General features: G+C 69.0%; 27 protein-coding genes. 9 read left to right on the top strand and 18 right to left on the bottom strand.

Going from position 1 to position 26,979, the window contains the following annotated elements:
• From DI276_RS29620 to DI276_RS29605, 4 genes are all read right to left on the bottom strand, one after another.
• Positions 1-3,036, bottom strand: a 3,036-nt coding sequence (locus DI276_RS29620; protein WP_157985023.1) for an NACHT domain-containing protein, incomplete at its 3' end; no start/stop codon positions are given.
• Positions 3,036-3,521 (bottom strand): toll/interleukin-1 receptor domain-containing protein, encoded by a 486-nt coding sequence (locus DI276_RS29615; RefSeq protein WP_112269265.1) that lies wholly within the window; start codon positions 3,519-3,521, stop codon positions 3,036-3,038. The genes DI276_RS29620 and DI276_RS29615, both read right to left, overlap by 1 nt.
• A gap of 116 nt (positions 3,522-3,637) precedes the next feature.
• The gene (locus DI276_RS29610; RefSeq protein WP_112269263.1) at positions 3,638-4,120 is read right to left on the bottom strand and encodes an SRPBCC family protein; all 483 of its coding nucleotides are present in this window, start codon (positions 4,118-4,120) and stop codon (positions 3,638-3,640) included.
• The gene (locus DI276_RS29605; RefSeq protein ID WP_112269261.1) at positions 4,117-4,443 is read right to left on the bottom strand and encodes an ArsR/SmtB family transcription factor; all 327 of its coding nucleotides are present in this window, start codon (positions 4,441-4,443) and stop codon (positions 4,117-4,119) included. The genes DI276_RS29610 and DI276_RS29605 overlap by 4 nt, the downstream gene beginning before the upstream one ends.
• A 314-nt stretch (positions 4,444-4,757) precedes the next feature.
• On the opposite strand from DI276_RS29605, the gene DI276_RS29600 reads away from it, so the two are divergent.
• From DI276_RS29600 to DI276_RS29590, 3 genes are all read left to right on the top strand, one after another.
• Positions 4,758-5,690 (top strand): trypsin-like serine peptidase, encoded by a 933-nt coding sequence (locus tag DI276_RS29600; RefSeq protein ID WP_198680981.1) that lies wholly within the window; start codon positions 4,758-4,760, stop codon positions 5,688-5,690.
• Between the two features lie 96 nt (positions 5,691-5,786).
• Positions 5,787-6,548 (top strand): META domain-containing protein, encoded by a 762-nt coding sequence (locus DI276_RS29595; RefSeq protein ID WP_232836999.1) that lies wholly within the window; start codon positions 5,787-5,789, stop codon positions 6,546-6,548.
• A 104-nt stretch (positions 6,549-6,652) separates the two neighbouring features.
• The gene (locus tag DI276_RS29590) at positions 6,653-7,075 is read left to right on the top strand and encodes a DoxX family protein (protein ID WP_112269255.1); all 423 of its coding nucleotides are present in this window, start codon (positions 6,653-6,655) and stop codon (positions 7,073-7,075) included.
• Here DI276_RS29590 and DI276_RS29585 read toward each other — a convergent pair.
• The 3 genes from DI276_RS29585 to DI276_RS29575 form a co-directional block, all read right to left on the bottom strand.
• The gene (locus DI276_RS29585; RefSeq protein ID WP_112269253.1) at positions 7,056-7,739 is read right to left on the bottom strand and encodes a TIGR03089 family protein; all 684 of its coding nucleotides are present in this window, start codon (positions 7,737-7,739) and stop codon (positions 7,056-7,058) included. The two genes, DI276_RS29590 and DI276_RS29585, sit on opposite strands and share 20 nt — an antisense overlap.
• Before the next feature lie 17 nt (positions 7,740-7,756).
• On the bottom strand, positions 7,757-8,944 hold the full coding sequence (locus tag DI276_RS29580) for an LCP family protein (RefSeq protein ID WP_112269252.1): 1,188 nt from the start codon (positions 8,942-8,944) through the stop codon (positions 7,757-7,759).
• 67 nt (positions 8,945-9,011) lie between these two features.
• On the bottom strand, positions 9,012-10,562 hold the full coding sequence (locus DI276_RS29575; protein ID WP_232836998.1) for an LCP family protein: 1,551 nt from the start codon (positions 10,560-10,562) through the stop codon (positions 9,012-9,014).
• 129 nt (positions 10,563-10,691) lie between these two features.
• Here DI276_RS29575 and rfbB point away from each other — a divergent pair, with 129 nt between their 5' ends.
• Together rfbB and rfbD are read left to right on the top strand one after the other, a co-directional pair.
• Entirely contained in the window at positions 10,692-11,678 is a 987-nt protein-coding gene (gene rfbB, locus DI276_RS29570) for a dTDP-glucose 4,6-dehydratase (RefSeq protein WP_112269248.1), read from the top strand.
• Positions 11,665-12,531, top strand: coding sequence for a dTDP-4-dehydrorhamnose reductase (rfbD, locus tag DI276_RS29565; protein ID WP_232836997.1), 867 nt, complete (start codon positions 11,665-11,667; stop codon positions 12,529-12,531). The genes rfbB and rfbD overlap by 14 nt, the downstream gene beginning before the upstream one ends.
• 228 nt (positions 12,532-12,759) lie before the next feature.
• Here the strand turns inward: rfbD and DI276_RS29560 are convergent, their stop codons facing one another.
• From DI276_RS29560 to DI276_RS29530, 7 genes are all read right to left on the bottom strand, one after another.
• Positions 12,760-13,851, bottom strand: a complete 1,092-nt coding sequence (locus DI276_RS29560) for a glycosyltransferase (protein ID WP_112269244.1) — start codon at positions 13,849-13,851, stop codon at positions 12,760-12,762.
• The gene (locus DI276_RS29555; protein WP_232836996.1) at positions 13,852-16,338 is read right to left on the bottom strand and encodes a glycosyltransferase; all 2,487 of its coding nucleotides are present in this window, start codon (positions 16,336-16,338) and stop codon (positions 13,852-13,854) included. It abuts the gene before it with no gap.
• Positions 16,339-16,341: 3 nt separating this feature from the next.
• A complete protein-coding gene (locus tag DI276_RS29550) occupies positions 16,342-16,893 on the bottom strand; it encodes a hypothetical protein (RefSeq protein WP_112269242.1) in 552 nt (183 codons plus the stop codon).
• Complete coding sequence (locus DI276_RS29545; protein ID WP_112269240.1) at positions 16,890-17,408, bottom strand: hypothetical protein; 519 nt, start codon at positions 17,406-17,408, stop codon at positions 16,890-16,892. Before DI276_RS29545 ends, DI276_RS29550 begins: the two co-directional genes overlap by 4 nt.
• Before the next feature lie 3 nt (positions 17,409-17,411).
• On the bottom strand, positions 17,412-18,260 hold the full coding sequence (locus DI276_RS29540) for a glycosyltransferase family 2 protein (protein ID WP_198680979.1): 849 nt from the start codon (positions 18,258-18,260) through the stop codon (positions 17,412-17,414).
• A 76-nt stretch (positions 18,261-18,336) separates the two neighbouring features.
• A complete protein-coding gene (locus DI276_RS29535) occupies positions 18,337-19,464 on the bottom strand; it encodes a glycosyltransferase family 4 protein (protein ID WP_112269343.1) in 1,128 nt (375 codons plus the stop codon).
• Positions 19,465-19,532: 68 nt separating this feature from the next.
• Positions 19,533-20,516, bottom strand: a complete 984-nt coding sequence (locus DI276_RS29530) for a glycosyltransferase family 4 protein (RefSeq protein ID WP_112269235.1) — start codon at positions 20,514-20,516, stop codon at positions 19,533-19,535.
• A gap of 20 nt (positions 20,517-20,536) precedes the next feature.
• On the opposite strand from DI276_RS29530, the gene DI276_RS29525 reads away from it, so the two are divergent.
• A complete protein-coding gene (locus DI276_RS29525; protein WP_232836995.1) occupies positions 20,537-21,445 on the top strand; it encodes a glycosyltransferase family 2 protein in 909 nt (302 codons plus the stop codon).
• On the opposite strand, the gene DI276_RS29520 is transcribed toward DI276_RS29525, so the two are convergent.
• Positions 21,446-21,850: a hypothetical protein gene (locus DI276_RS29520; protein WP_112269233.1), complete on the bottom strand. Its 405-nt coding sequence runs from the start codon at positions 21,848-21,850 to the stop codon at positions 21,446-21,448.
• A gap of 101 nt (positions 21,851-21,951) precedes the next feature.
• On the opposite strand from DI276_RS29520, the gene manB reads away from it, so the two are divergent.
• Genes manB through DI276_RS29505 form a run of 3 tightly spaced genes read left to right on the top strand, consistent with a single transcriptional unit; the run spans position 21,952 to position 24,090 of the window.
• Positions 21,952-23,019 (top strand): mannose-1-phosphate guanylyltransferase, encoded by a 1,068-nt coding sequence (gene manB, locus DI276_RS29515; protein WP_232836994.1) that lies wholly within the window; start codon positions 21,952-21,954, stop codon positions 23,017-23,019.
• Positions 23,012-23,890, top strand: coding sequence for a DNA-3-methyladenine glycosylase family protein (locus tag DI276_RS29510; RefSeq protein ID WP_112269229.1), 879 nt, complete (start codon positions 23,012-23,014; stop codon positions 23,888-23,890). The genes manB and DI276_RS29510 overlap by 8 nt, the downstream gene beginning before the upstream one ends.
• Positions 23,891-23,901: 11 nt before the next feature.
• A complete protein-coding gene (locus DI276_RS29505) occupies positions 23,902-24,090 on the top strand; it encodes a hypothetical protein (RefSeq protein WP_198680978.1) in 189 nt (62 codons plus the stop codon).
• Here DI276_RS29505 and DI276_RS29500 read toward each other — a convergent pair.
• The 3 genes from DI276_RS29500 to cofD all read right to left on the bottom strand — a co-directional run bounded on the left by DI276_RS29500 (position 24,087) and on the right by cofD (position 26,951).
• Positions 24,087-24,614 (bottom strand): NUDIX hydrolase, encoded by a 528-nt coding sequence (locus tag DI276_RS29500; protein WP_112269227.1) that lies wholly within the window; start codon positions 24,612-24,614, stop codon positions 24,087-24,089. The two genes, DI276_RS29505 and DI276_RS29500, sit on opposite strands and share 4 nt — an antisense overlap.
• Positions 24,615-24,682: 68 nt before the next feature.
• Positions 24,683-26,005 (bottom strand): coenzyme F420-0:L-glutamate ligase, encoded by a 1,323-nt coding sequence (locus DI276_RS29495; RefSeq protein WP_112269225.1) that lies wholly within the window; start codon positions 26,003-26,005, stop codon positions 24,683-24,685.
• Positions 25,998-26,951 (bottom strand): 2-phospho-L-lactate transferase, encoded by a 954-nt coding sequence (gene cofD, locus DI276_RS29490; protein ID WP_112269223.1) that lies wholly within the window; start codon positions 26,949-26,951, stop codon positions 25,998-26,000. The genes DI276_RS29495 and cofD overlap by 8 nt, the downstream gene beginning before the upstream one ends.
• Positions 26,952-26,979 lie beyond the last annotated feature (28 nt).

Raw genomic sequence — 26,979 nt, 5'->3', positions numbered from 1 at the left:
GTGGAGTTGTTGGCCGGTGGTGGCGTCCCAGATGCGGGCGGTGTTGTCGTCACCGCCGGTGACGATGCGGGTGTTGTCGGGTGAGTAAGTGATTGCGTTGATGGCGCTGTTGTGCCTGGTGAGTTGGTGGAGTTGTTGGCCGGTGGTGACATCCCAGAGGCAAGCGGTGTTGTCGTCACCGCCGGTGAGGACCCGCGTGTAGTCGGCTGACCAGGTGATGGTGTTTATCGTTCCCGAGGTCCCGGAGAAGTAGTCGAGCCTGGCGGCCGCTCGCAGCTTTCCGCGTGAAGACTCAGGTGACGGTGCGATCTGGAAGCCGGAGTTCAGATCCGGCTGCGGCGTGCAGTAGAGCAATTGAGTTCGATAGGCGGTCGACTGGTCGAAGTCGACACCGGTGATGTTGCAGCGTCTGAAGATCGCTCCGGTGACCTCGGTGTTCTGCCATCTCGACCCGGTCAGCACCGAATCGTGGAATTCGGCGTTGTGGGCGATGGCTCGCGCGAAGTCGGCGCCTGTCAGGTCCACAGCGACGAAGTGTGTTCGCGACAGGTCTGCACCAGACAGGTTCGCATTGGTCATCGCGAGATCGGTGAACGTCAATTCCGCCAAGGTCGCGCCCGCCAGGTCCACACCGATCAGCGACTGGTGCGGATAGCCGGCCGGGGCGGCGTGCAGGGCGTAGGCGACCGCCAACTCCGAGGCCTGGGGCTGGTACTGGCGGCCGACGAGTTCGAGCGTGGCGAGGGCGGCGTCAGGGTCGGCCGCAACGGACTGACCGAGAAAGTCGAGGGTCTCCGGACTCGGTACTGGCATCGCGAGAGAATCGACTGCATGACCGTCGCGTAGCTGCCTGAACAGGTACCGCGCAAGGAAATACTCGAAGAGTGAGCGGTGGGCGAACTCGAAGGTGTCACCCTCACGCTTGAGGAAGGTCGCGGTGCGAAAGTCTGCGGTCCACAGGTCGGGTACATGTTCGCGGTAGTGGCGGCGGAGAGCCGGTCGCTGGTCGAGCAGATCGAGCAACCAGTCGTCGAGCTCGGCCGGGCTCCAGGCGTTCTCCCCTGAACGCCAGAGGGCAGCGGCGATCTCCTCCATCAGCAGGCGCTTGTGATCTGGGGTCAGCGTGTGCTTGCCCTCGTCCCGCGTGATCCAGCGGTTGACCACCTCGGCGTAGATGTCGACCGAGCGGAGGTCCCTGCCTTCGAGCTTCGCGTTCTCGATGAAGTCGACCTGGTCGGAGATCAGCCGCAACGTGATCGGGCGCTGCGCCAGCTCGGTGAGGTTGTGGACGGCGCGGATGGTGTCGAGGAACGCGTCGACCCACTCGGCGTCTCGGTCGAGGTTTCCCGCCAGGTACTCGTGGATCTGCTTCTCGGTGAACGGCAGCATCAGCAGGGCGAGGTAGTCGCCGCTGCGCAGGCCTTGCCGCGTGTGCCCGTGGAAGAAGTCGGCTTCGTCGCGGATCGTGCGGAAGTACTGGGTGCGGCAGGTCAGCAGCATTCGTGCGTTCGACTCGGCGGGGAGTGCGCGCCAAAGCTGACGGGTGAACAGCTGACGGTCGTGCGGGCTGAGGTGTACCAGCACTTCGTCGAGACCGTCGAACACGACCACGGTGCGCTCTTCGAGCCGTTTGCGCACGACGTCCGCGTTGAGTCTCTCGGGAGACACACCCTGTGGGCGGTTTGCGTCGAGCATGTCGTTCAGGATGCGGTCCAGGGTCATTGACCCTGACAGTTCGCTGACCCGCACGTCCCTCAGATCGAACAAGATCGGGAACGGCGAGGTGGGGTCGTCCTCGTGAAGCTCCAGTAAGTGAGTCGTGAACAGTTTCGCGGTCGTGGTCTTGCCCATGCCCACGTCGCCCAGCAGCGCGCACAGTCTCGGCGCGTTGGGCTCTTTTGCCGTCGCCCACTCGGTGAGGCGATCAACGGCGGACAGGGAGGCTCCGGCCGGACGCTCGCCGGCGTCGTCCAGTAACGACTCCTGTAGAGAGGCCTCCCGCAACCGTGACTGGACCAGAACCGCGCTGTCGTCCCTGCGCCGGACGCGTGCCTGCTTGGCGACCAGCATTTTGAGGATCGTCGTCGGATCGTCGTCACGGGACGAGTAGGGACTGAAGTTGTTGTGTGCCTGCCGGGCCAGCAGAGGTTCGAGGGGCAACCGCTCCAGGGCGACGGTTCCGGTGCCGGCGCGCGGTTTCAGCACAATCAGCAGGATCTCTCGGATAACCTCGTCGACGAACATCTTGCGCGTCGAGGCCGCCCGCAGCTCCTCCCAAGGCATACCTTGCAGGGCGATCTCGTGCTGCTGCAACGGTTTCAGCGCGACCGAGAATCCCGGCAGGCCGGTGAGTGCGACGGCGGCAAGCTTGTGGGAGCTGGCGAGGACGGCTTCGCGTTCCGGCGAGTCGACGTACGCGGGGCTGACCAGACAGACGCAGACGTCGGCCTCGTGGAGGAGTTGAGCGCGAGTCTGTGCGGTGTCCGCTCCTATACCGACCGAGCGGGTGTCCCTGACGTCCCACTCCGGACCTTCGAGGATGCGAAGCGAGGTCGTCAGCTGCTCGATGAGGGTGGCGGCGTTGCGCGAGGTCGGCGGGTGAAAGCTCACATAGACCCGCAACGGGCGACGCTCGCCCAGCTCTCTGACCTCGGGTGCGACGGGTTTGGCGATGCCGATGTCTTCGGCCTGGCCCTTGGTGACGGCGACGAGGCTCTTCTCCACCGGGTTGCCCGCGAACCAGCCCTGCCGGTGGTCTGGAATGGCCTTGCGAGACTCAAGCTCCAGGATCAGGTCGACCTCGGCCGTCGCCGCGATCTCGTTGACCTTGTTGCGGAAGTCGCGAAAGGCGTCCTGAGCGCGGCCGTCGCCCTCCGGGAAGTCGCCGGCGATCAGAGCCTGACGCAGCAGAAACCGGCCTGTCTCGTCGACGATGTCGCTGATCGCGGTGAGGCGTGCCAGCTGCATCGTCGTCAGCGACGGGCGCAGGGCGTTGATCCGGTCGGTGATCTCGTTCGGCCGCAACGGGCTTGTCATCACGCGTACCCGTTCTGGCCGATAGTGCGGAGGCGAATGGCCTCGGCGAGACGGTTGGAGAAGTCGGTGCGGCGGTTGCGGCTGACCTCAGTAAAAGCCTTGCCGTCCAAGCAGAACATGTTCAGCTTGTCGAGGCCGCCGAAGTCGTAGGCCGGGCCGAACGGAGGCAGCGGTGACAGTTTCACCGGGAGGGGCGCCCTGTCCGCAGCGGCGCCCGAGAACCGCGGCAGTTCGTGCTCACGGATGAACGCGCTCGCCAGGTAGTGCGGAGTGACCAACAACAGGCCGAAGTCGGCCTCATCGATGCGATCGCGGATCGCGGGCGTGAACTCCTCGCCGCACATCAGGTGGGAGTCCTGCCACCACTCGACCCTCAGATCGGTGAAGAGCCGCAGTGTCGGTCGCAGGTTGTGCAGGAGCGCGTCGACTGCGGCCCTGTCGCGATGGCACCAGCTGAGGAAGATCCGGACCGCTTGAGGCTTCATGGCCTAGGAAAGTACGCCCCGGAATACCCCGGATCGAACCCCGGAACGAGGCCGGATATCAGGATCGTGAATACGGACTGCTCAGGTCGCCTCGTGTGAGGCGACCTGAGCTGGAATCACTGGAGTGCGGCAAGAACCTCGCCCAGCCGCTCGTACGAACGCCCGGCCCCGTCAGCCATCCCGGTCGCCAGCACCGCGTCCCGAGCCTCCTGCGACACCAGCCGCATCGTGGTGGTCATCGTCGTCTGCCCACCGGACTCGACGAACTCCACCGTCGTCACGGCCGGCGGGTTGTCCTCGAAGTGCTCGGTGTTCACGAGGCGTGAGTGCGGCGTGACCTCGGTGTACTCGCCGTACATCTCGAACGCCTGGGAACCGTCCGGCTGCGCCCAGCCGTAGCGCCACTTGCCGCCCACGCGCAGGTCGACCTCGCAGATCGGCATCTCCCAGCCGTCGGGGCCGAGCAGCCACCGGCGCAGCAGCGACGGATCGGTGAACGCCTTCCACACCAACGAAGCGGGCGCGTCGAACGTGCGCGACATCGCGATCTCGGTGTCGGACGGGAGCGTCACGGTGGTGCCGAACTTGACGGTGTTCATTGCTCTTTCTCCTTCATCTCGGTCAAAAGTGCGTCCAGGCGCGTGTAGCTCGCATCCCAGAAGCGGCGGTAGTTCTCTGCCCACACGGCGACCTCCTGCAGTGGCGTCGCGTCGAGCTGGCAGGGGCGCCACTGGGCTTCCCTGCCGCGCGTGATCAGGCCTGCCTTCTCCAGCACGCGCAGGTGCTTGGAGATCGCCGGGCCGCTGATGTCGAACGGCTCGGAGAGCTCCTTCACCGTTGCGGGACCCTCGGTGAGCCGGGCGAGGATCGCCCGGCGGGTCGGGTCCGCCAGTGCGGCGAAGGTGGCGCTCAGCTGGTCCATCTCGTACCTAACCACTTGGTTATCTAACCTCTGGGTTAAGTACAGCCCCGGCGCGCGCGCCTGTCAACCCCCAACTTCAAGATCAACAAGGCGGATAGCGCTTTCTGATGCTGCACATAAAACGAGAAAATGGCCCGGACGGACCTTTTTCTGGCAGGCATGGAATGCAAGCTCTGCTGAACAGAGCAACTTCAGAAGCGCGGCTGGACACCAGGTCAGAGGCGTCGCTACGTTCGCAAAGCCGCAACTCAACCTCGTTTAGTGAGGTATTTCGAATGAGAGCGAAAAGAACTGTTTCGTTAGCGTTTGGATTCGTGCTGGCCGCTTCCGTTTTCGTGCCGACCGCGCAGGCGGCCCCGAACGGCAGCTCGGCCAGCCTGGCCAGAACCTCCGACAACAAGATCCAGTCGGCCGCCGCAGCCGAGTCGTACTGGACCCCGGAGCGCATGGCCAACGCGATCCCGGCGACGGGTCCTGCCACGGTCAAGGCCAAGTCCGCACCCCAGCCCTCGGGGCGTGCGGGCAGCATCGACGGTGCCGCGCCGTCGGTGAAGGTCAAGGCCGAGCAGGCCCAGGGGATCGGGGCGATGCTCAACGACTCCCAGACGGTCGGCAAGGTGTACTTCACCAACCCGGTCAACGGCCTGAACTACGTGTGCTCGGGCGCGACCGTCAACAGCGGCAAGAAGAAGCTGGTCCAGACGGCGGGGCACTGCGTGCACGGCGGTGCTGGTGGCCAGTGGATGCGCAACTGGGTCTTCGTTCCGCGCTACCGCCACGGGGCACGCCCGTACGGCACGTGGTACGCCTACCAGCTCACCTCGCGGACGGCCTGGACGAACTCCAGCAACTACGACGAGGACATGGGCATCGTCATCATGCAGACCAACGGCGGCAGCTCGATCGTCAACGTCGTTGGTGGCAACGGGTTGCGCTGGAACTGGGGCTACTCGGTGTACGTCACGATCCTCGGCTACCCCGCGGGCGCGCCGTTCACCGGTGAGTTGCAGTACTACTGCCAGGGCACGACCTGGCACGGCCACAACCAGCACATCCGGGCCTGGTGCAACATGACCGGCGGCTCGAGCGGTGGTCCGTGGCTGCAGGAGTACAACGACCAGAACGGGCTCGGCTACATCAACAGCGTGGTCAGCCACCGGCACAGCGACCCGGCCCAGATGGACGGGCCGTACTTCGACAACGACATCAAGAGCCTCTACGACTACGCGGAATCCCTGTCCCCGTGACGTCGAATGCTGCAAAACCGTTGGCCGGGCGCGCAATCCGCGTCCGGCCTTCGGGCAACAGGCAACCGAGGAGGCCGCGTGTTCCGTCCTCACCACATGAGCTACCGAGTTCTCGTCGCCGCCATCGCCGTCACCCTGCTGGCCTCCGGGTGCGGCAACAGGTCCGGCCAGGGGAGCGCTGACATGCGGGGAAAGGTGTTCACGTCCACGGCCGTCACCGAACAGGGCAAGCCACGTGCCCTGGTCGACGGCACGAAGATCGAGCTGAGATTCACCGACGACGGGCGGCTGCTCGCCAATGCCGGCTGCAACCAGATGCAGGGACCGGTCGTGCTGGACGACGGCAAGCTCAAGGTCTCCGACCTCAGCATGACCGCCATGGGCTGCCCCAGCCAGGAGCTGCACACCCAGGACGAGTGGCTGTCCAAGCTGCTCAGCGCGACGCCCGCGTGGCGGATGGACGGGCAGAACCTGGTGCTCACCGGATCGGGCGCGGAGATCGTGCTCGCACCGGAGGCGCCGGCGACGCTCGAGGGCGGCACCTGGCAGTTGGAGAGCTTCGTCCAGGCCGATGCGGTGTCATCGGTGCCCGGCCGCGTACCGGCCACGCTGAAGTTCGACAACGGCAAGGTGAACGTGTTCACCGGCTGCAACGACGGCGCGGCGTCCTACCGCGTGGACGGTCAGACGATCACGTTCGACTCGTTCGTCCACACCGACAAGGCGTGCGGCCCGGACGAGACGGCAGCGGAAAAGGCGGTGGTCGCAGCGCTGGACGGGCAGGTCACCTACAAGCTCGACCGCAGCTCGCTGACCCTGACGAACACGAAGGGTGAGGGGATCCAACTTAAGAAGTAGCTGTTGGCTTCCTGTCGTTTTCATGAGGTCGTTCAAACCTGTACTAGTTTTGGTTCGAAGTTGAACGACTGACAGTGAAACGACAGGATCGGGGAGCAAGCACCATGGGCAAGCTCAAGGACATCGCCGCACTCATCGGCCGCCTCGGCGTCGGCATCGTGTTCGTCGCGCACGGCTGGCAGAAGTGGACCGAGTACGGTCTGGCCGGCACCGCGGCGTCGTTCGAGAAGATGGGTGTGCCGCTGCCTTCCGTCTCGGCCGCGTTCGCCGCGACCGTCGAGCTCGCCGGTGGCCTCGCGCTGATCGCCGGTGTCGCGCTGCCGATCGTCGGCGTGCTGCTGGCCGCGAACATGCTCGGCGCGTTCGTGCTGGTCCACGCGTCTGGTCCGTTGATCGGCCAGGGTGGTTCCGAGCTCGTCGTCGTGCTGGCCGCGGCCGCGCTCGCGCTCGGCTTCAACGGTGGCGCCTACTCGCTGGACCGCGTGCTGTTCAAGAACAACAAGGTGCTCAACCCAGCTGCAGCGTGACGTTCTCGCTCTCCCGGCGCGCGGCCAACCGGCCCGCGTCGGGATTGCTCACCTGCACCAGTGAGCCACCGGCCGCCAGCACGGCCAGAAAACCTTCCAGCACACCGGAAGGCACATCCCACTCCAAAGTGGACAGCACGCGCGGTTCGGCGCCCAGCTTCGCCCCGAGCTCCCGTGCCTGCGCCACCACTTCATCCACAGTGGACGAACCGAGCGCCAAGGTGGAACCCGCGACCGGCGACCACGGCGTGAAGTCGTCGCCGTGCACGCGCACGTCGTCGAGGTAGTCGACCGGCGCACCTGACCCGCGGCCCCAGACGTCCAGCGAGGCAACGGCGACGACGTCCGCGTCAGCCGTGACACCCGGCGGCACCACGGCCACCCGAGCCTCTTCGCCCGCACCGACCACGCGGGCACCGCACCACCACGCGCCGAGCAGCAGGCCGACGGTCTGCCAGTGCGCGGGCAGCAGCACCGCCACCGGGTCACCCGGCTCGACGTCGTGCTCGTCGCGCAGCCAGTTCGCGGTCTTCGCGGCCCAGTTCGCCGCGGTCGCGCGGGACAGCTCCATCCGCGAGCCCGTCTCGTCGTCGTAGTGCGTGATCAGCGGACGACCGGAATCGGCCTTCAGCAACGGCGTGAAGAGGATCTCGGTCACGCTCACGCGGCACTCCTAATCGACTAATCGACGCAGGGCACATCCTGTTGCGCTGCCACGGCGTGCGCACCGTCCAGCGAGAGCAGCTTCTCAGGACCGAACTTCGCCGGCGTGCTGGGGGTCGTGGACGACGGAACGGGCTTCGGCGTCTCGCCGATCAGTTGCGCCACCCACGCCTTCACCGCCTCGCGGTCCACCGTGACCACGCTCTGACCGCGTTCGTTGCGCGCGTCGATGTTCGTCACCGGGATCGTGGCGAACTCCACGTTGCCCGACGCGAGGCCCTGCGCCTGCGTGGCCAGCGTCGCCAGGTCGAGCTTCTCGTCCACCACCACGGACTTCGAGATCGCGTCCAGCAGCCCGTTCATCCTCCCCGGATCGGTGAACGTGCCCGCGGACAGCAGCTGCTTCATCGCCTGCGACATGAACACCTGCTGCCGCGCGATGCGACCCAGGTCACCACCGGGCATGTTGCGCTGCCGCACGAACGACAGCGCGTCGCCGCCCGAGACCGTCTGCTGGCCCGCGCGGAAGTTCGCGCCGGAGTTGGGGTCGGACGTGCCGGCCTTCAGGCACACCTGCACGCCGCCGATCACCTCGGTCAGCAGGTAGAAGCCGTAGAGGTTGATCTCGGCGTAGTGGTCGATCCGCATGCCGGTCAGGTCCTGCACGACCTGCACCAGCGCCTTGCGCCCGGCTTCGTCGGACTTGCGTTCGCGGTCCTGCTGGTCGCTCACGCCCTCGGCCTGCAGCCGTTCCGCGGTCAGGTACTTCACCGCGCCGTAGGCAGAGGTGATCTTGTCCTCGCGGAAGCCGGGGATCGGCACGTACGTGTCGCGCGGGATGGAGATCGCACTGGCCTTACCGCCGTTGCGCGGCACCCGCAGCACGATGATCGTGTCCGTGTTCACCGTGTCGGTGCTCTCGGTGCGCAACTTGCGCAGCACGTCCGCGGGAAGTGGCCGCCCCTGTGCGTCCGTTCGGCTGTCGCTGCCCACCAACAGGATGTCGACCGCGCCGTCCGCGACGGGCGGCGAGTTCGGGATGTCCTCGAGCACCTCGAGGATCTCCGTCGTGTTCGTGTTCTGCTTCACCAACCGCAGCGCGGTCCAGAAGTAGCCGGAGAACGCCAACGTTGTCACGGCGACGAGCGCGATGACCGTCCGGCCGACGACCAGTGCGGTCTTCTTCGCGCGGGTGGCAGTGCTCAACGTAGGTCCTCCGGGTGCTGGATCTGCTTCCTCAGCGTAACTATCGAACGCCCGTTACGCCGGGGTTTCAGTTCACGCAGACCAGTCCGCCCGCCGTGATCGGCGGAGTGCTGCTCGACGAGGCGGGCGCCGAAGTGCCGGGCACGCCCTGCGCGTCGACGTCCTCGTCGTTGCCGGCCGGTGTCTGGTAGTCGGTGCCGACGAAGACCTGCACCTGTCCACTTCGGACGGACGCGTCCTGCGCGACGCCGACGTTCGGACCGAGCTCGGCCGCGACCTTGCGCGCAGAGCCCTCCTCGCCGGCCGCGTACCGCACGACCGTGGTGTCGCTGGTCTGCTGCGCCGAGGCCACCGGGCCGCGCTTGAAACCCTTGGCCGCCAACGTGTTCATCACGGTGTTCGCCAGACCCTGCACGTTCGCCGCGTTGTAGACGTGCACCGTGATCGACGAGTTCGGCGGCGCCGGCAGCGTGGTGCTCGGCGCCGGCGACGACGAGCTGGCCGGCGACTTGTCCACGGCGAGGCTGGTGAGGAACTTCCGAACCTGGGCCGGGTTCACCGGCAGCACGTTGCCGTCGCCGTAGGTGTCCATCGGGTCGCCCACCGGGATGGTGCGGAACTCGATGTTGCCGCCCACCAGGCCCTGCATCTGCTCGGCGAACGTGGTGATGTCCCAGCCGGACGAGAGGACCACTGACTTCTGCACGGCCTCGACCAGCCCGTTCAGCTTGTCCGTGTCGGTCAGGGTGCCGGTCGAGAGCACCTTCTTCGCGAGCGCCCCGATGAACACCTGCTGCCGCACGATGCGGTCCAGGTCACCACCGGGCAGGCCGCCGCGCTGCCGCACGAACGACAGCGCCCGCGCGCCCTCGATCGTCTGCGGGCCCGCCTTGAAGTTCGCGCCGGAGTCCCGGTCGGAGGTGTCCTCCTTGACGCACACCTCCACGCCGCCGATGGCCTTCGTGACCTCGTAGAAGCTCGCCAGGTTGACCTCGGCGTACCGGTCGATCCGCACGGCCCCGCCGGCCATGTTCTCGATCGTCTTGATCAGCGTCTTGCGGCCGGCGGCCATCGACTCGGTGCGGATCTTCTGCTCGTCGGTCTCGCCGTTGCCGCGCAGCTGCTGGTCGACGGTGTTGCGCTGGCGGGCGAAGGCCGAGTTGAGCTTGTGCTTGCCGAACCCGTCGGCGATGTCCACGTAGGAGTCGCGCGGGAACGAGATCGCGACCGCCCGCGTGCCGTCGACCGGGATGTGCACGAGGATCATCGTGTCGGTGTTCTGCTCGCCGTCGGCGTACCCGCCGTTGAGCAGCGCCAGTGCTTCCTGCGACAACGGGTTGCCCTGCGCGTCGGTGCGGCTGTCCATGCCGACCAGGAGGATGTCGACGGCGCCGTCGAGCGGCTTGCGCCCGGCGTCCTTCGCGATGTCCTCCGAGATGACCTCGGTCTTCACGATGCCGTCGTTCGCGCCCTTGACCTTCGCCCAGCCGTAGGACGTGACCAGGAGCACAGCCGTCGAGACGAGGGCGACGAAGATCTTCCCGGTCACCAGGAGCGCGCGGAAAGCCGTCGTCGGCCGGGTCCCCTCCACCCTGACCGGCGGACTGTTGCCTTCCACAGCCGTTCCTCCCCCACTGCACCTAGGCTCACTTCTTTTATAAGACAAACGGCGTGACATCGCTGTGGGTTGCAGGATTTGGCCGTGTGACAGACTGCGAGCGGACGAACACCACGGGAGGAAATCGGCGTGCGCGTACTGGTGACAGGTGGGGCCGGGTTCATCGGCTCGCACTACGTGCGGGAGTTGGTGAGCGGCTCGTACCCTGCCTTCGCGGGTGCTGAAGTGGTGGTGCTCGACAAGCTCACCTACGCGGGCAGCGAGACCAACCTCGCGCCGGTCGCCGGCAAGTTCGAGTTCGTGCGCGGCGACATCTGCGACCCCGCCGTGGTGACCGAGCAGATGCGCGGTGTCGACGTGGTCGTGCACTTCGCCGCCGAGTCGCACGTGGACCGGTCCATCGAGGGTTCGGCCGACTTCGTGCTGACCAACGTCCTGGGCACGCAGACGCTGCTGCAGGGCGCCCTGAACGCGGGCGTCGGCCGGTTCGTGCACGTCTCCACCGACGAGGTCTACGGCTCCATCGAGGAGGGCTCGTGGTCCGAGTCGCACATCCTGGAGCCGAACTCGCCGTACTCGGCGTCGAAGGCTTCTTCTGATCTTCTCGCTCGTGCGTTCCACCGCACGCACGGATTGCCCGTGACCATCACGCGGTGCTCGAACAATTACGGGCCGTACCAGTTCCCCGAAAAGGTGATTCCGCGGTTCGTCACCAATTTGCTCGACGGGCTGAAGGTGCCGCTCTTCGGTGACGGCCTGAACGTGCGCGACTGGCTGCACGTGGCCGACCACTGCCGCGGCATCCAGCTCGTCGCCGAAGCGGGCCGGCCGGGCGAGATCTACAACATCGGCGGCGGCACCGAGCTCACCAACCGCGAGCTGACCGAGCGGCTGCTGGCCGCGACCGGCCGCGACTGGTCGTTCGTCGAGCCCGTCGAGGACCGCTTGGGTCACGACCGCCGCTACTCGGTGGACATCTCCAAGATCTCGGCCGAGCTGGGCTACGCGCCGCAGGTCGACTTCAACGTCGGCCTGGCGGACACGGTCGAGTGGTACCGCGAGAACCGCGCCTGGTGGGAGCCGCTCAAGGAGCGCGCTCAGATTGCGAAGGGCTGAGAAGTTGATCGTCGTTCCCGGTGGCCGTGGTCAGCTCGGCCACGACCTCGCTGCTCTTTCCGCTGACGTCCGCGCGATGTCGTCGTCCGACCTCGACGTGACTCGGGTGACCGCCGCCGACCTCGCCGGTGCCTCCGCGGTGATCAACTGCGCCGCGTACACCGCCGTCGACGCGGCCGAGACCGACGAGGACCGCGCGTTCGCCGTCAACGCCGTCGGCCCCGGCCTGCTCGCCGAGGCGTGTGCCTCGCTCGGCATCCCGCTGATCCACGTGTCGACGGACTACGTGTTCGCCGGCGACGGGACGCGGCCGTACGAGCCGTCCGACCCGGTCGGCCCGAAGTCCGCCTACGGACGCACGAAGCTCGAAGGCGAACGCCGCGTGCTGGAGGCGGGCGGCTACGTCGTGCGCACCGCGTGGGTCTACGGCGTGCACGGCTCGAACTTCGTGAAGACCATGGCAGCACTGGAGTCCTCGCGACCTTCACTGTCCGTTGTGGACGACCAGCTCGGCTCCCCGACGTGGTCGCACGACCTCGCCGCCGGCCTGCTCCAGCTGGCCTCGGTGCGGCCGGAGCAGCGCCTGCTGCACGCCACGGGCGCCGGTGAGGTGACGTGGTTCGGGTTCGCTCGCGCGATTTTCGAGGAACTGGGCGCCGACCCGGCCCGCGTGCAGCCCTGCACCACGGCCGACTTCCCGCGACCGGCCCCGCGACCCGCCTACTCAGTGCTGTCGGGTGCGGCATGGGCAGCAGCAGGATTGACCCCGTTGCCGCACTGGCGGAGCGCCCTTTCGGAGGCATTCAAGGCGGGCGTGGTAGCTCCCCGTACTGGTGCTGCGCCATTGGAGTGACCGGTCTGGCACGGCCGTTTCAAGTACGAGAACCTGTTCGGCATGTTCGATTCCGGGCGCAACCATCAGCGTCCCTCGACAGCGGATTCCGATCGGCAACGCTTCCTGAAGTGCGTTGCCGTTGTCACGGGCTCGCGGCAGGTGTCGATGAGCCAGCTCGAAAAGCACTCGCCGAGGTCGCGCTCTCGGTGAAGTCGTTGAGGCGTCAGGACTTCCTGACGCCTCACGTCACGCCCGGCTCTGCCGGTACGCCTCGACCGTCTTCTCCGCACACCGCCGCCAGGTGAACCCGGACGCGTACGCGCGCCGCTCGGCCTGAGCAGCGGGCGTCGCCGGTGCCGCAACGGCCTCGGCCAGAGCCTCGGCGAGCGCCTCGACGTCACCGACCGGCACGTGCAGAGCGTGCCCGCCGGCGGTCTCGCGCAGTGCGGGCACGTCCGAGCACACCACGGGTACGTTGCACGCCAACGCTTCCAGCACCGGCAGCCCGAAACCTTCGTCACGCGACGGCATCACCAGAGCGGTGGCACCCGCCACGACCGACCGCAGATGCACGTCCGACAGATACCCGGTCCGCAGCACCCGACCGTCCACACCGGACCGACCAGGGCCGACGATCACCAGCGGCGGCAACGACGGGTCGGCCGCGTGCGCCTTGACCAGGTACTGCAGGCCCTTGCGCGGCCCGTCCGCACCTACGAACAGCAGGTACTCCGACGGCAGGCCCAGCCGGCCGCGCAACGTCGCGGACGGCGGCCGCGACGCGAACCACGCGGGGTCGACGCCCAACGGCGTCACGACGATCTTCTCCAGCGGCACCGCGAACCGGTCCGCCACCACGGACGCCACGGCCGCGGTCGGCGTGCAGATCACGTCCGCGCGCTGAGCCGACAACCGGACCAACTCGGGCAACCGGCGGTCCGACGGCGGCAGGTCGCCGGGCGAGTCCAAAAACGCCAAGTCGTGGATCGTGACGACCTTGCCCGCGCGCAAAGTCGGCGGCAGCACGAAGTTGGTGCCGTGCATGACGTCGGAGAACCCGGCCAGCATCTCGACCGGCGGGAACGGCGCCCGCAGCCACATCTGCCGCAACGCTCGTGCCGCCACGGGCAGGCCGCGCGCGGTGACGTCGTGCGGCAACACGGTGCGCAACGCACGCCAGCCGCGCAAGGTGAACGCGACCGCCCGTACGTCGGCCTCCTCCGGCATGGAAGCCAGTTCTTCGGCCAGTGCCGCGGTGTAGCGGCCGATTCCGGTGCGGTGTCCGAGCAGGGGAGTGCCGTCGAGCAGCACGGACAGGGGTTTCGGGGATCTCGCCATTCAGCTGCCACCACGTGCGATCTTGCGCAGGCGCCCCGTCGCCCGCTTGGCCAACTCGGACGGGCCACCGGCGTCCAGGTACTCGCGCACCAGCCGCAGGTCCCGCTTCACCTTGTCCGCCTTGCTCAACCCCGGTGTGCGCACCAGTGGTGCGGAGCCCGGCAGACGGTCCGCCGCGGGCCTGGGATCGCGGCAGAACTCCGCCAGCGGCGCGAGCGCCGTCTCCCAGGTGAACCGTTCGCGGACGACGGCGATGCGCTCACGGCACGCGGCCGCGAACTCCTCGTCGTAGAGCACCTTCTCCAGTGCGTCGGCCAGTGCCTCCGGGTCCTCCGGTGGCACGACGACGCCCAAACCTTCCCGCAGCACCAGGTCCGCGAACGAGTCGCCGGACGTGGTGACGATCGGCAGACCGGCCCACAGGTAGTCGAGCACCCGCGTGCGGAACGCGAACGTGGTCTCCACGTGCTCGTAGTGCGTGGTGACACCGCACGCGGCGTCCAGCAGGAAGTTCTGCCGCTCGGTGTACGGCACCCAGCCGTCGTTGAAGAACACGGTCGAGCCGGTCAGCCCCAACGACGCCGACAACGCGCGCGTCTGGCCGGCGATGTCCATGTCCGGCACCTCGGGGTTCGGGTGCTTCATCCCGAGGAAGAACAACTTCGCGTCGGAACGGCGCTCGCGCAACGAACCCATCGCGCGGATCAACGACAGCGGGTCGAACCAGGAGTACACGCCGCCGGCCCAGATCACGACCTTGTCGGTGTCGGAGATCCCCGGCACCACGCCCTTGATCGCCGGGCCGGTGCGCTGCGGCGGCTTGCCCGACAGTCCGAAGGGGACGATCCCGAGCAGCGACTGCGTAGTGGGGTCGTTGTCGTACAACGTCGGCGTCAGACGTCCGAGCGCAGCCAGGTGGCCGAGCCAGAAGTGCCGCTGCCGTTCCGACGCGCACAGGAAGAAGTCGCCGCGTTCGAGCTGCGTGTTCAGCACCCGAGTGACGGTCTCCAGGTCGAGCGCGCGCTTCTCGTCCGTGTCGTCCTTGCCCTGTTCCAGCAGTTCCAGGTGCATCGGGTCGTACATGTCGCAGACCACGATCTTGGTCGACGAGGCCTTCTTCAGCTCGCCGATCATCTCCAGCGCGTGGCCCTGCAGCACGATCACGTCCGCCCACGCGACGTGCGGGGGCAGTTCCTTCGGCCTGGCCCGCTCGACGGCGAACGGCGCGTCCGGCGGCACGCACAACGGGTTCGTCGTGACCAGGCGGACCTGGTGCTCGCCGGACAGCACGTCGGCCATGTGCCAGGCGCGGATCGCGGGACCCGCCATCCGGTCCGCGATCGCGTCGCCGGTGATCACCAGGATCTTGCGCGGCTTGCCGAACACGTCGTCCAGCGCGAGCACGTCGACCAGGATGTCGTGCGCCGCGAGGTAGCGCGGCAGGGGATAGGCGGGCTCCAGCGCCTTGCGCATCAACGGCACCAGGTCGGCGTCCGACCGGCGGCGCGCGGCCTGCTCGACCTTGCGCGACTCGGCGAGCGACGGCATCAGCTCGACGAACTGGTCCACGGCCAGGAACCCGGCGAGCGCCTGGCGGGACACCCCGACGGGCTCGCGGTCGAGCGTGGGGTCAGACGGCCTGCGGGTGATCTCCAGCTGCGTCGGGTCGAGCTCACCGCGCGCTGTCGCCCTGCGCACGCACAGCGCCAGCGCGGCCGGCAGCACCTTGGCCAGCGTCTCGTCCGAGAAGTTCTTGTACAGCGCCGCGAGTGCGTTGCGCTCCAGCAGGAACAGCTCGCGGCTGTGGTCGATCGAGCTCATCGACGCGTGGTGGCGGTGGAACGTGAGCGACGCGGGCTCGTAGCGGACCCGCCAGCCGCGCAGGTTGAGCCGCCAGCCGAGGTCGACGTCCTCGTAGAACATGAAGAACCGCTCGTCGAACCCGCCGAGCTCGCGGTAGATCTCGGCGCGCACGAACATCGCCGAGCCGGTGCCGAACAGCACGTCGCGAGGGTCGTCGTGCGAGCCGTCGTCGTCCATTCCGGCGTGGCGCTTGTAGCCCATGCCGAACCAGGTCAGCCCGCCGTCGACGAAGTCGATCTTCTTGCCGTCCCAGTCGAGCACCTTGCTCGCGACCGCGCCGACCGACGGCTCCGCGTGGAACACCTTGATCGCGGCTCTGACCCAGCCCCGGTCCGCACGCGCGTCGTTGTTCAGGAACGCCAGCACGCTGCCCGTGGCGTGCTCGACGCCGAGGTTGCAGCCGCCGGCGAACCCGAGGTTCTGGTCCGACGTGACGATCTGCGCGTCGGGAAGTTCCTTCTTGAGTCGTGCGGTGTCGTGCGCCTCGTTGTCGACGACGATGACCTGCAGCAGCTCGGCGGGGTAGTCCAGCTCCGCCAGCCCGCGCACGCAGGTGACCGTGTCCTCCGCGCCGCGGTAGTTGACGACGACGACGGACACGACGGGCAGTGATGCGCGATCCACCTCCTAAGCCTGCCTCATCACTCTGCGCGCCCGCAGTGTGGTTGCACAGATCAGCAGCAACAAGATCGCGATCGGTACCCCGAACACCCACTCGCCCGACCAGTCGTTGCGGTCGGCGAGCAACGGCTTCATCAGCGGATGACGCAGCACGGTGGCCGGACCCGGCTGCATCTTCTTGTCCTGCGCACCCAGTACGGCGATTCGGAACCGAGCCCCGTCGGGGCAGACGACGTGGTGCGCGAACGCCGGGTTGTCCGGCCGGGGCAGGTCCTCGACCGACGCGATCACGCACGTCTGGGGCGTGCCGAGCACGTCCATCAACGCGCGGTGACCGTCGTGGACCAGCACCGCGGTGCCGGGGATCACGACCATGAACGCGGGCAGCACCAGCCAGGCCGGTCCGAGCTTGCCGACGCCCCACGCGAACGCGAGCGACAGCAGGGCGCACGGGATCAGCACCGCGAGGTCGTACCTCGTGGGCACGATGGCGCCCAGCACGACCGCGGCGGCGATCGCGACCAGCCCGGTCACGATGAGTGGCGTCGGCCGCCTCACGGGACCTTCCGGAGCGCTCTGGCGACGGGAACGAGAAGAATCATCGCCAGGGGGACGCTTGTGACCAGCAGCAGGTTCCATCGGGTGTCGTCGGCGAACACCGGCCGCAGCGGCGAGCCGACCAGAACGTCCGCTTCCATGATCGCGAGGCGCTCGTCCCAGTCGCGGCTCAGCTCGACCTCACCGCTCGGGCACGCCAGCACGTAGTCGACCGACGGGTACTTCGCGAACGGCTGCTCGTCGGCCGCCGTGACCGTGCAGTGCTCGACGTGCCCGATCCGCTGCATCAGCACGCTGTGGCCGCCGAACGTCAGCAGGAACGGCGCCAGCAGCCCGAGCAGGAACGCGGGCAGCGCGATCCACTTGCGTTCGGCCAGCCCGCTCACGCCCAGCGCGTAGGCGAGGCCGCCCAGGAACCCGACGAACACCAGCCCCAGCGTGAGGGTGATGCCGAGGCCGACGCCCACCGCCAGCGCGGCGAACCCGCCCGCGACCAGGAGCCAGGCCGTGCGCACGGCTCAGCCTCTGGTGAGGAGCTTCACGCGCAGCGTCAGCCCGGCCTTCACCAGCAACCGGAACGGCGCCCAGAGCGCGCCCTGGTGCCGGTCGGCGAGGTAGCGGTAGGCGCTGTGGTGGTGCTCGCGCAGCATCCGGTCCGACGACCGCGCGGTGGAGTGCCCGCCGATGTGCGTGACCTCGGCGTCGGGCACGTAGACGTTCTGCCAGCCGGCCTTGCCGACCCGCTCGCCGAGGTCCACGTCCTCGAAGTACATGAAGTAGCGCTCGTCGAAGCCCTTGACCGAGTCGAACGCCTCGCGCCGCATCAGGAAGCAGCTGCCGGACAACCACCCGGCGGTCCGCTCGACCGGCGCCTTCTCCTGCCGGTACGCGCGGGTCCACGGGTTCGACTTCCAGACCGCCCCGAACACCGCGTGCCCGAGGCCGCGGCCCAGCGACGGCAGCAACCGGGCCGACGGGTAGACCTCACCGTTCGGCTCGCGGATGAGCGGCCCGAACATGCCGCCGCGCGGCCACCGGGCAGCGGCCTCGATCAACGTGTCGATGCTGCCGGGCGCGAACTCGATGTCGGGGTTGGAGATCAGCACCCAGCCGACGTCGGGGCCGAGCGCCGCTACGCCGCGGTTCGCGCCGCCGCCGTAGCCGAGGTTGCCACCGGTGGGCAGGAACGTGACGTGCTCGCGTTCCGCGGCGACCTGCTCCGGCACGCCGTCGGTCGACCCGTTGTCGGCCAGGATCACCTGCACCGGCCGGATGGTCGCCTTCGCGAGGGTGTCCACGAACGGTGCCAGCGTCTCGCCCGGCGAGTACGTGACCGTCACGACACCAAGTCCGTCGCCGTAGTTCACGCGCGACACAGTAGTGGTTCCTGATTCACCGAAATCGGCGCACCGTGGATCGCGCGCTCGTGGCCGTGCCGGGACGTCACCGGCGGCGGCGCACCATGACCGCGCGCTCGTAGGCCAGCCGGTGGCGGTCCGCGCTCACCGCCCAGGAGAAGTCCTTCGCACGTTGCTGCCCGGAGGCTGCCAGCGACGACCGGCGAGCCGGGTCGTCCAGCAGATCGGCGATGGCCGCCGCGATGTCCCCTGCTCCGACACCGCAGTACGCGACCGCCTCGCCACCTACCTCGGGCAGCGACAGTCTTCGGGTGGTGAGCACGCAGGCACCGCACGCCATGGCTTCGAGCACCGGCAGGCCGAAGCCCTCGCCGAGCGACGGGTACGCGACGAGCTCAGCGCCGCCGAGGAAGCCGGCGAGCTGCTCGAACGGCAGGTAGCCGGCGCGGATCACGCGGATCCGGTGCGGCACCGCGTCCAGCGCGCGTTCGACCTGGCTGTCCCAGCCGGGCTGGCCGGCGAGCACGAGCGCGGGCGGATCGGCGCGACCGACCATCGCCTGGGCGAAGCCGCGGATCAGCGCCGGGACGTTCTTGCGCGGTTCCAGCGCGCCGAGGAACGCCACGTACGGCATGTCCCCCAACGACAACGTCCGCCGCAGCGTGGTGATCTCGTCCGGCGACGGCGGGTGGAAGCGCTCGGTGTCGACGCCGTGCTGCGCGATGTGCAGGACGCGGCGGTCGGCTCCGGCGACGCGCACCAGTTCGTCGGACGTGGCTTGAGACGGCACCACGCACAGATCCGCGCGCTTCAGCGAGGCGCGGGTCCACGCGCGGAAGAAGCGCGCCTTCACCGATGAGTGCAGCACGGGGTCGGTGAAGAACGTGGCGTCGTGCAGCGTCACGACCGATGCGGCCTTGCTGGCCAACGGAAGCGTGTAGTGCGGTGAGTGCACGACGTCGATGCCCAGCGAGCGCACCAGCCGCGGCAACGTCGTCTGCTCCCAGGCCAGCCGCGCCGTCCTGGTGGCCACGGCCTCGGCGGCGCGCACCACGCGGGCGTTCGGCGCGATCTTGGTGAACAGCTCCTCGTCGCGCGGCTGGCACACGACGGCCAGCTTGGTGCCGTCGGCGTCCAGCGCGGCGACCAGTGAATCCACGTAACGGCCGACGCCACCACGGTCTGCGGGCACCGCGGTGGCGTCGATCAGCACGTTGGGTTCGGCAGTCGGCACGATCAGCTAGCGTAATGTGATTCGAGAAACGGTTTAGCGGGAATGCATCAATCCGGTTCGTCCAAGTGGGTGTTCCAGACACCGCGTGCTGTCTTTTCCCAGGTGAAGTCACTCGCGCGGGTTAACCCGCGCTCGACGGTGTGATGAGAATCCGACAGAACGGCCCGCAGTCCTTCGGTCAACGACGCGAGATCTCCGCGCCGCACGACGGTTCCCGTACCGCCCGCGACCTCCACCAGAGCCGGGTCGTCGGAGTGCACGACGGGGACGCCCGCGGCCATCGCCTCCAGCACCGGCAGCCCGAAGCCCTCGGCCAGACTTGGTGCTGCCAGGACGGATGCCCCGGCCAGCACGGACGCCAGCCGTTCGTCGGAGACCCTGCCCAGCAACGTCACGTGCGGCGCGTGGAGATCAACACCGCCCCAGCCCTGCGGGCCGATCACGACCAGCGGGACCATCAGCCGTTCGGTCGCGCGCACCAGCAGGTCGAAGCCCTTGCGCGGCTCGATCGTGCCGATGGCGAGCACATACCGTTCGGGCAGATCGTCCGGTTTCGGGCCGACCAGCTTCGTGACCCCGTTGGGCACCACGTGGACCGGAACTTCGACGTGCAAGTGCTCACGCAGTTGGTCGGCGACGGCCCGCGTCGGCACGACCAGAGCCTTGGCCTGGCACGCGGCTTTCGCGATGACCTTGCGGTGCCACGCGACGCCGCGCGGGGTGAGCGTCTCCGGGTGCGTCCACGGCACCACGTCGTGCACCGTCACGACCGCGCCGGGCAGCGGGGCGAGCGGCGTGGGCGCGTGCACGTGCGGGCCGAGTCTCGGCGGCAGTCCCCGTTCCCACAACGCCACCAGCGCCCGGCGTGGAAGTCTCAGCACGCGGTCCGCGTTCGCCGTCGCCGCGCTGGCCACGGTCCAGCCGTCGGGTGCGGTGTCCTTCAGCGCCTTGAGCAGCTCTGCCGTGTAGCGGCCGGTGCCGCCGGGGACGGGGGCGTTGAGTTGCTCGGTCAGGACTACTAGCTCGGGCACGTCGCGTACCGTCTCACGCCGTGTCGGCACTCAGCACCGTGGTGGTTGTGACGTGGCGGGGCCGTGACCACATCACGGCGTGCCTGGACGCCCTGGCGACGCAGAAGAGTCCACATAGGACGATCATCGTCGACAACGCGTCGGACGACGGCACAGCCGCGTTGATCAGCGGACATGAGGTCGTGCGGCTGCCGCGCAACCGCGGCTACGCGGGCGGGCTGGCGGCGGTGCTGGACCTCGTCGACACCCCGTACGTGGCGTGGCTCAACGACGACGCGGTGCCGGACCCGTCCTGGCTGACCGAGCTGGAGAACGCGCTCGAAGGCGATCCCGGTGCGGCCGCCGCGACCTCGTCGATCCTGCTGACGGACGGTTCGACGCAGTCCGTCGGCGTGGCGCTGACCGCGGACGGCCACGGCAAGGACGTCGTGCTCGCCGGGCGCGAGGTGTTCGGGTTCTGCGGTGGCGCGGCCCTGCTGCGGACCGCCGAGCTGCGCGCCGCGGGTGGCGTGCCGGCCGACTTCTTCTGCTACTACGAGGACACCGACACGGCGTGGCGGCTGCGGCTGGCCGGGCACCGGGTGATCTCGGTGGGTCCGGCTCGGGTGCGGCACCGGCACGGCGCGAGCACGCGGCCCGGCTCGGCGCTCTTCCACCGGTGGAACGAGCGCAACCGGCTGCTGATGCTGCTGCGGTGCGCCCCTGCGGCGGTGGCGGTGCGGGAGCTGGCCCGGTTCCTGGTGATCACGGCGCTGCTGCCGGTGCGCAGGAACGTGCCGGACGCCGCGAACTTCCGCGTCGGGCTGCGGTTGCGGGTGTTCGGCGAGGTGCTGCTCAGGGTGCCGGTGACGGTCGTCCAGCGGCTCGTGATCGGTGTGCGCGCGAAGATCGCCCGCCGCGATGTTTGGCGGGACTGGGCCGGCCGCTAGCTACATGTTGCCGTTGAGGCGCTGAGTCAGCGAGTTCCGCGTCTGCTGGTGGTTCGTCGCGGTCGGGATCACGCCCTGCTGCACGACCTGTGTGATCTCGGCGTCATCGGCCGCGACCGGCATCGGCTGGGTCGGCATGGGCTGCTGTACCTGCTGCGGCATCTGCGGCATCTGCTGGGGCATCGGCGGGTGCGGCCGCTGCTGCTGAGCCATCTGACCAGGCGGGATGATCATGGTCGAGTCCGGGTCCACCCGGCGCGGGTCCATGGCGTTGACCAGCGTGCGAGGGATCTGCTGGGTGTCGGACGCGTCCATGGGGGACGTCATGTTGTCCGGCGTCACGATGTTCCGCCCACGTGCGCGGGCGCGGGCGAGCATGGCGTCGGCCCGGTCGCGGGGGTCCATGTCGGATTTAGCTCCTTGCCGGGACCACATCCCGTATGACGATCTGCTTCGTGCCAGAGTATTCCGTCGAACGGCTCGCTGTAACGCGGAGGAGGAAAAAGGTGCACGGCGTCGAAGCGGTGGTACTGGTCGGGGGGAAGGGCACCCGTCTTCGCCCGCTGACCCTGTCCGCTCCCAAGCCCATGCTCCCGACCGCGGGGGTGCCGTTCCTGACGCACCTCCTGTCGCGGATCAAAGAGGTCGGCATCACCCACGTGGTGCTCGGCACGTCCTACAAGGCCGAGGTCTTCGAGGAGTACTTCGGCGACGGGTCGAGGCTCGGCCTCGAGCTCGAGTACGTGGTCGAGGAGGTGCCGCTCGACACGGCGGGCGCCATCCGCAACGTGGCCGACAAGCTGCGCGAACCCGACGTGATGGTCTTCAACGGCGACATCCTGTCGGGTGTCGACCTGACGGGGATCGTGGACACGCACCGCAAGCACGAGGCGGACGTCACGCTGCACCTCGTGAAGGTCGCGGACCCCCGCGCGTTCGGCTGCGTGCCGACGGACGACGAGGGCCGCGTGCAGGCGTTCCTGGAGAAGACCGACAACCCGCCGACGGACCAGATCAACGCCGGTTGCTACGTCTTCAAGCGCGACGTGATCGACGCCATCCCCGCCGGCCGCCCGGTCTCAGTTGAACGCGAGACGTTCCCCGGTCTGCTGGAGTCCGGTCGTCGCCTGCAGGGCCACGTCGACGCCACCTACTGGCTCGACCTGGGCAAGCCGGAGGCGTTCGTGCAGGGCTCGGCCGACCTGGTCCGCGGCATCGCGCCGTCGGCCGCGGTTGCCCAGCCCGGCGACTTCCTGGTGCTCGAGGGCTCGTCGATCCACGAGGGCGCCACGGTGCGCGGCGGCTCGGCGGTCGGTGCGCAGTGCACGGTCGCGGACGGCGCGGTGCTCGACGGCGCGATCCTGTTCGACGGCGCGGTCGTCGGCGAGGGCGCGGTCGTCGAGCGCTCGATCGTCGGTGCGGGCGCTTTGGTGCAGGCCGGCGCGGTTCTGCGCGACGCGGTCGTGGGCGACGCGGCCGTGATCGGCGCTCGGTGTGAGCTGATCGGCGGAGCGCGCGTGTGGCCGGGCGTGGTGCTGCCCGAGGCCGGCGTGCGCTTCAGCACGGATGCCTAGCAGATCTTGGTCACCACCGTTCCCACTCGACCTGGGCGCGGTGCTCTTCCCGCTGCGCCGCGGACCAGGTGATCCGTCCTTCTCGACGGAGGGCGGCATCTGGTTCGCGGCGAACACCCCGTGCGGTCCGGGGACCCTGCGCGTTCGTCGCACTGACGTTGTTGAGGCCGAAGCGTGGGGCGACGGCGCGTTGTGGCTGCTGGACGGCCTGCCCGCCCTGCTCGGCGCGGACGACCCGGTGGACGAGTTCGTCGCCCACCACCCCGTGATCGCCGAAGCCCGCCGCCAACGCCCAGGACTCCGGCTGGGCGCGTGCGGCCGCGTCTGGGACCTGCTGTTCGCCTCGATCCTGGAGCAGAAGGTCACCGGCAAGGAGGCCTTCCGCACGTGGCGCGAGCTGGGCCGCCGCTTCGGGGAGCCCGCGCCGGGGCCGTTGGGGTTGAAGGTCCCGCCAACGCCCGCGCGACTGCTCGGTCTGCAGGACTGGGAGTGGCATCAGTGCGGCCTCGACGGCGCCCGTCGTCGCACGCTGATCAACGCCGCCCAGGTCGCGCACCGGCTGGAGAAGGCCTGCGAGATGCGCAGCCGCGAGCTGCTGGAGAAGGTGCCCGGCATCGGCGTGTGGACCTCGGCCGAGGTGGCGCAACGGTCGTGGGGCGACCCGGACGCGGTGAGCGTGGGCGACTACCACGTCGCCAAGAACGTGGGCTGGGCGTTGACCGGCAAACCCGTGGACGACGACGGGATGATGGAGCTGCTGGAGCCGTACAAGCCGCAGCGCCACCGGGCCGTTCGCTACCTGGAGGCGGCGGGGATGCAACGGCCGCGGCGCGCGCCTCGGTTCTCGCCGCGCGACTACCGCAAGTTCTGAGGGGGCGCGGGTTGGCGAAGCGGCAGTACGTGGCCAGAGGCGTGCCCGGCGGGTACCGGATCTGGAACAACAAGTCGCGGCGCTGGTGGGGCGACCACTACGAGCTGTGCCCCGACGACCTGCTCGCCGAGCTGAACGGCGCCAACGACCCCTCGCGCGTCACCGCCCTGCTCAAGCGCTACCGGGCGCTCCGGCGCTAGCGCAAGCGCTGCAGTGCCGACTCGATCAACGGGTGCAGGTCGTCCACGTTGTCCGGCAACGAGTCGAGCGGCCACCACTGCAGGTCCACCGACTCGGCACTCCGGACGGGCTGCGCCCCGACCGGCGCCCGCACCAGGAACCGCACGTCGAAGTGCCGCGTCGGCTTCCCGAGCGAACACGTGATCGGGTGCACGTCGAGGTGGATCGGCGTCGGCTCGATCCGCAGCCCGCGCATGCCGGACTCCTCGGTGGCCTCGCGCAACGCGGCCGCGGCCAGCGAGTCGTCGCCGGGCTCGCAGTGGCCGCCGAGCTGCAGCCACCGGCCCACCCGCGGGTGCAGCGTCAGCAGCGCGTGCTCCGCGGTGGCGTCCAGGACGAGCGCGGAGGCCGTCAGGTGCCCCGGCTCGCAGGAGCGCATGCAGGCGTCCTCACGGGCCGCCAGGAAGCCGAGGTAGGCCTCCTTCAACGCGTCCTGGCCGGCGAACCGGCTCAGGGTGGAGACCGCGTCGTCGTGCAGTGTCACAGCTCGATCAGCCCTTCTCGTGGCTTGTGCGGGGGAGCGGCGCAGGTGCGACCGCGCTCACCGGCACCTCAAAGCTCGATCAGCCCTTCCAGCGGCTCGCGCGGCGTCAGCGGCTCCGTCGGGTACCCGATGGCCACCGCACCCAGCGGCTCCCAGTCCTCCGGCACCCCCAGCACGGAGCGCACGACGTCGGCGCAGAAGATCGTCGACGACACCCAGCACGAGCCGAGCCCCTCGGCGGCCAGTGCCACCAGCAGGCCCTGCACGGCGGCACCACCGGCGACCGTGAACATCGTCTTCTCGGCCTCGGCCCGACGCTCGTCCGGATACGCGTGCGCCCCGTCGCGCACCAGGAACGGCACCACGATCTCCGGCGCCTCGACCAGCAGGTCACCCCGCCGCACCCGCCGGGCGATCTGCTCGGACGTGAACCCGTCGCCGCGCAGATCGGCCATCCACTGCGTGCGCATCGCGGAAAGCAACTCGGCGCGCTTCTCCCGCACCAGCACGAACCGCAGCGGCTTCGTGTGGTGCGGCGCGGGCGCGGTCAACGCAGCCCCGACCGCGCGCTTCAAAACATCCAAATCCACCGGCTCAGCCGAGTAGAACCGCACAGACCGCCGCATCAGCACGGCCTCCGCACGGCCCTGGGCCAGCGCCTCCTCGGTGCCGAGCCGGAACAGGTCCTCGTCAGCAGGCCGCGTCAGGTCGCGCGCGGACGACCCGTCGTCCACCACGTCGAACCCGCGCAGCACCGCCACCGGCACCGCGCCGAGCTTGCCCTTGACCAGGTCGGCGGCGGCCGCGATCTCGTCCGCGACGGCCACCTGGGTCACGACCAGCTCGTTGCCGTGCTCGTCGACCGAACCCGCGTAGTCGTGCAGCACGCGGATGCCGGACGCGCCGATCGCCGCGTCGGTCTGGCCGATCCGCCACGCGCGGCCCATCGTGTCGGTCACCACCACGGCGACCTCGACGCCGAGCAGGCTCTTCAACGCGCCGCGCAACGCCGCCGCTGAGCCGTCCGGGTCGACGGGGAGCAGCGCGATCTCGTCGCCCGCCACGTTCGAGGCGTCGACGCCGGACGCGGCCTGCACGATGCCGAGCTTGTTCTCGGTGATCAGCGTCCGCATCTTGCGGGCGAGCACCCGCACGGACTCGGCCTCGACGTGCGAGCGCCGGATCCGGTCGCGTTCCTCCGGGTCGGCGGGCACGCGGACCAGCCGTCCCTCCACTTTGGACAAGATCTTGGACGTGACGACCAGCACGTCGCCGTCGCGCAGCCAGGGCGCGGCGGAGGCGATCGCGGCAGCCAGGTCGTCGCCGGGGCGAAATTCCGGCAGGCCCGGCACCGGCAGCAGCTCCAAGGCCGCGGCGGCGTGGTCAGTCAACTTCGACTCCGGCCATTTCCAGCGCGACCCTGGCCATCTGCGCCGTGGCGTCCACATCGGACATCAGCAGCGGGACCGCGCGGACCGCGACACCCGGCACGTCGGCGCGGTCGCCGGTGTGCACCAGCCACGCGTCGAGGATGCCGTCCTCCGAGCACTTGCGGGAACCGTAGAGCCGCCCGACCGCCTCGGCGGTGGTCTCGACACCGATCGCGTCCAAACAAGCGTCGGCCATGCCCCGCAACGGTTTTCCGCCAATGATCGGCGACAGGCCGACGACACCGGCCTCCGTCTTGCGCAGCGCGTCGCGCACGCCGGGCACGTTCAGGATCGTGCCGATGCTCACCACCGGGTTGGACGGGGCCAGGATCACCGCGTCCGCCTCGGCGATCGCGTCCAACACGCCAGGCCCGGCAACAGCTGCTTCAGCGCCCACGAACGCGAACGACTGCGCCGGGATGCCGGCCCGGTGCTTGACCCACCACTCCTGGAAGTGGATCGCCTTCGGTTCGCCGTCCAGCTCGACGACGACGTGCGTCTCCACCCGGTCGTCGGACATCGGCAGCAGCCGCACGCCCGGCTTCCAGCGGTCGCACAGCGCCTCGGTGACGGCCGACAGCGGGTAGCCGGCCCGCAGCATGCGGGTCCGGACCAGGTGCGTCGCGATGTCGCGGTCGCCGAGCCCGAACCACGTCGGGTCGGCGCCGTACGCCGTCAGCTCTTCCTTGACGGTCCACGACTCGTCCGCGCGGCCCCAGCCGCGTTCGGTGTCGATACCGCCGCCCAGCGTGTACATGCAGGTGTCGAGGTCGGGCGTGATGCGCAGCCCGTGCATCCACACGTCATCGCCGGTGTTGACCACCGCGGTGACGTCAGCCCCGAGCTGCTTGAGTCCTTGCAGGAACCTCGCGCCGCCGACCCCGCCGACCAGTGCTACGACCTTCACGCCGCGCCATGCTTCCACAGAGCCGGTT

The sequence above is a fragment of the Lentzea terrae genome (assembly GCF_003265345.1).
Taxonomy (GTDB): Bacteria; Actinomycetota; Actinomycetes; order Mycobacteriales; family Pseudonocardiaceae; genus Lentzea; species Lentzea terrae.
This window is presented reverse-complemented; position numbering and strand designations above follow the sequence as displayed.